We start from the raw sequence: 4,652 nt of genomic DNA on the forward strand, positions 1-4,652 counted from the left end.
GTAGAGTAGACCAGAGGAACTTCCCCTCTAGCCGCTCACAGAACCGTACGTGAAACTCTCGCTTCATACGGCTCTTGTTATTCAACCAATTTAACATTCCTTCATTTTCCAATGTGCAAATAAATAGCTGTGCCTTTGCTTGAACTGCTCCAAAGCTTTGGCCGCTTTAGTTTTATGCCAGCGATAGCGTTTACTTCGATTTCTGAACCAACGTACTAGTCGCTCATTCAAAATCCTCCATAAAATAGTCATTTCACTTGGGTAAAACTTACCATAATAATTAATCCACCCTCTTAACTGAGGATTAATCTTCTTCGCTATTTGGTCGATATTTAAACTTGTACATCGCTGGAGGTTCCAGTCTCTGAACGAGCGAACTATCGACTTCTTGGCTTTTTTACTTATGGCTGGAAGAAATCCTGTAAACAGTCCTCCTCCTTTACCTCTGGCGCCTCGCCTGCGAAAAGTAAAACCTAAAAAATCAAACTCATAATGTTGATTTTGATCTCTTCGTGTTTTAGTGTCGCAACAAACAATACGAGTCTTTACTGGGTGAAGTTCCAATCCACAATCCAGCATTCTTTGCTTAAGTTTCAACAATAACTCTTCGGCTTCACGCTTACTCCGGCAATGTATCACAGTATCATCAGCGTACCGTTCAAATGGTAGGTTTGGATATTCCCTAGCTAGCCATTTGTCTTGGACATAATGTAGAAACAGATTAGCGAGTAGAGGGCTGATCACACCACCTTGTGGCGTACCTTTATCACCTGACAGCTTACTGCCATCGGTTAATATGATATCTGCCCTCAGCCATCGTTCAATACAGAGTCTTGCCCAATCCGGTGGATTAAGGTGATCAACGGCTTTTAGCATCAACTGGTGATCTATATTATCAAAGAAGCCTTTGATATCCAGATCGATAACCCAATTGTATTTCCAGCAATTGTTCCTTGCCTGAGTAACTGCGTCATGTGCTGATTTCCCTCGACGATAGCCAAACGATGAAGGTGAAAATAAACAGTCCCAAACGGGTTCCAGTTGCATTTTTACCGTCATTTGCGCCACTCTGTCTGATATAGTTGGTATACCAAGAGGGCGTGTTTTACCATCCGATTTTGGGATCTCTACCCGTTTAACAGGGGGTGGCATATAGCAGCCTGAGCTCATCCGATTCCAAATCTTATATAAATTTTTGGGTAGATTACGCTCGAAGTCAGACAAAGTTACACCATCAATTCCTGCTGAACCTTGATTGGCTTTCACTGCCAACCACGCTTGCCAGATGAGTTTTTTGTCTATGTTAAAAGGTTTTGCCTTGTTCAAGTAATCATCCTGTAGACCAGTTGTTGGCTTAAACAAAGCCGAATAACGTTTTCCCTTCGCTCCACCGTCATTACAACAGTTTCATCACTACTACGGAAAACTCCGTCCCCGTACTTTGCATTGGTACTCTCCCCTTACAGTTTCCTGCTTCGAGTTCTCCCTTAACATCAAAGTGACAGGTTCCCAAGTTCCATTTCTGAGCCTAGATAAAGGTCATGCCACCTCAATGCCGGTTGCCAAATAGCCAGTAAACAGGTTTCCGCTATTCTTATCCTATGCCAACGAAAAGAGCATAGTTTCGACAACACTTACAAGTAACGACACTTGTCCAGTGGTTCACACGAGTTCATCTCCTTTATCCATACCTGACAACTCAACGTTGCCTTTTCCTCAACGCTCACTACCATGACTTTTAATCACAGCAGCTTGAGGTGGTTTGTATTCTCCTCCTGTAAAGCGAATACGGAAGGCCTTCTTCCATCTCAAAAACAGCAAGGAATGTTGTTAGGTTCAACAGCATTCCGTCTTGGCACACGTAGAGTAGACCAGAGGAACTTCCCCTCTAGCCGCTCACAGAACCGTACGTGAAACTCTCGCTTCATACGGCTCTTGTTATTCAACCAATTTAACATTCCTTCATTTTCCAATGTGCAAATAAATAGCTGTGCCTTTGCTTGAACTGCTCCAAAGCTTTGGCCGCTTTAGTTTTATGCCAGCGATAGCGTTTACTTCGATTTCTGAACCAACGTACTAGTCGCTCATTCAAAATCCTCCATAAAATAGTCATTTCACTTGGGTAAAACTTACCATAATAATTAATCCACCCTCTTAACTGAGGATTAATCTTCTTCGCTATTTGGTCGATATTTAAACTTGTACATCGCTGGAGGTTCCAGTCTCTGAACGAGCGAACTATCGACTTCTTGGCTTTTTTACTTATGGCTGGAAGAAATCCTGTAAACAGTCCTCCTCCTTTACCTCTGGCGCCTCGCCTGCGAAAAGTAAAACCTAAAAAATCAAACTCATAATGTTGATTTTGATCTCTTCGTGTTTTAGTGTCGCAACAAACAATACGAGTCTTTACTGGGTGAAGTTCCAATCCACAATCCAGCATTCTTTGCTTAAGTTTCAACAATAACTCTTCGGCTTCACGCTTACTCCGGCAATGTATCACAGTATCATCAGCGTACCGTTCAAATGGTAGGTTTGGATATTCCCTAGCTAGCCATTTGTCTTGGACATAATGTAGAAACAGATTAGCGAGTAGAGGGCTGATCACACCACCTTGTGGCGTACCTTTATCACCTGACAGCTTACTGCCATCGGTTAATATGATATCTGCCCTCAGCCATCGTTCAATACAGAGTCTTGCCCAATCCGGTGGATTAAGGTGATCAACGGCTTTTAGCATCAACTGGTGATCTATATTATCAAAGAAGCCTTTGATATCCAGATCGATAACCCAATTGTATTTCCAGCAATTGTTCCTTGCCTGAGTAACTGCGTCATGTGCTGATTTCCCTCGACGATAGCCAAACGATGAAGGTGAAAATAAACAGTCCCAAACGGGTTCCAGTTGCATTTTTACCGTCATTTGCGCCACTCTGTCTGATATAGTTGGTATACCAAGAGGGCGTGTTTTACCATCCGATTTTGGGATCTCTACCCGTTTAACAGGGGGTGGCATATAGCAGCCTGAGCTCATCCGATTCCAAATCTTATATAAATTTTTGGGTAGATTACGCTCGAAGTCAGACAAAGTTACACCATCAATTCCTGCTGAACCTTGATTGGCTTTCACTGCCAACCACGCTTGCCAGATGAGTTTTTTGTCTATGTTAAAAGGTTTTGCCTTGTTCAAGTAATCATCCTGTAGACCAGTTGTTGGCTTAAACAAAGCCGAATAACGTTTTCCCTTCGCTCCACCGTCATTACAACAGTTTCATCACTACTACGGAAAACTCCGTCCCCGTACTTTGCATTGGTACTCTCCCCTTACAGTTTCCTGCTTCGAGTTCTCCCTTAACATCAAAGTGACAGGTTCCCAAGTTCCATTTCTGAGCCTAGATAAAGGTCATGCCACCTCAATGCCGGTTGCCAAATAGCCAGTAAACAGGTTTCCGCTATTCTTATCCTATGCCAACGAAAAGAGCATAGTTTCGACAACACTTACAAGTAACGACACTTGTCCAGTGGTTCACACGAGTTCATCTCCTTTATCCATACCTGACAACTCAACGTTGCCTTTTCCTCAACGCTCACTACCATGACTTTTAATCACAGCAGCTTGAGGTGGTTTGTATTCTCCTCCTGTAAAGCGAATACGGAAGGCCTTCTTCCATCTCAAAAACAGCAAGGAATGTTGTTAGGTTCAACAGCATTCCGTCTTGGCACACTTTCATCCGCTTGAACCACGGGTTGTTCAAGTAAAATATGATGAAGTCGATCATAAAGGGGTTGCAGTGCGATTGAGCATTTTTGCATCCAGTCCGACATCGTTTGCCGACTCAGTTCGATGCCGTATTGCTTAAACATGCTCTCTTGTCGGTATAAAGGTAGGCTGTATTGGAACTTACCGGTAATCACTTGGCTCAGTAAACTCGGTGTCGCGATACCTTTAGGGATAATACTGACTGGCATTGCAGCTTGCTTGATCGTTGTTTTGACCTCGGCCTTCTCACACTGGCGACACGCGTATTTAGGACGAACGGTTTCGATCACTTTTAGCTGTGCGGGAAGGAATTCCAATTTCTCAGAGGTGTCTTCGCCAATACGATGAAGTGGTGTCTGACAGCAAGAACAAGTTTTTTCCGATTCAGATACGTCCACGACAACCGTTTCACGAGGTAAGTCTTTTGGCAGAGGTTTACGCTTAGGTTTTGTGCGAGTATACGATACGGTTTGCGTGTCTGGCTCGACAACTGAATCGCCATCTTGCGAGTCACTGTCTGATTCATCAAACAGTTCGCCTTGACCTGGGGACACTTCTGAGCTTTTACCAAATTGCTTTTGTTGTGCTAGACGCCATTGTTCAAGAATAGACTCGTACTTAGATCGCCACTCGGCAAGTTGAGTATCTTTTTCAGTCAATGCCTTTTCTTGCTTTTTCAATGATGAGTCTTTTTCACCCAACAGCAACGATTGCTCAAGCAAAAGCGCCTTAAGCGATTCAATGTCATTGGGTAAGTCATCAGGAAGTATTGTCATGGCTTGGATTATACCAAGCGAATGCCCTAGTCGTCATGATATCGATAGGTTAAATGTGGGTGTGCTTCTTGTAAATTGAGAGCCAGGCCATCTAGCAACCAATTAAGCTGACGAGGTGA

General features: G+C 43.4%; 3 protein-coding genes. All 3 read right to left on the bottom strand.

Annotated features, from left to right (window positions below; translation table 11 throughout):
- Nucleotides 1-90: 90 nt before the first annotated feature.
- Complete coding sequence (gene ltrA, locus LG368_RS15060; RefSeq protein WP_226755517.1) at nt 91-1,326, bottom strand: group II intron reverse transcriptase/maturase; 1,236 nt, start codon at nt 1,324-1,326, stop codon at nt 91-93.
- A 625-nt stretch (nt 1,327-1,951) separates the two neighbouring features.
- Nucleotides 1,952-3,187: a group II intron reverse transcriptase/maturase gene (gene ltrA / locus LG368_RS15065; protein WP_226755517.1), complete on the bottom strand. Its 1,236-nt coding sequence runs from the start codon at nt 3,185-3,187 to the stop codon at nt 1,952-1,954.
- Between the two features lie 482 nt (nt 3,188-3,669).
- Nucleotides 3,670-4,533, bottom strand: coding sequence for an IS66 family transposase (tnpC, locus tag LG368_RS15070; RefSeq protein WP_420827975.1), 864 nt, complete (start codon nt 4,531-4,533; stop codon nt 3,670-3,672).
- Between the last annotated feature and the right edge of the window lie 119 nt (nt 4,534-4,652).

This window comes from Marinomonas algarum, from assembly GCF_020532605.1.
In the GTDB taxonomy this organism is placed as follows: domain Bacteria; phylum Pseudomonadota; class Gammaproteobacteria; order Pseudomonadales; family Marinomonadaceae; genus Marinomonas; species Marinomonas algarum.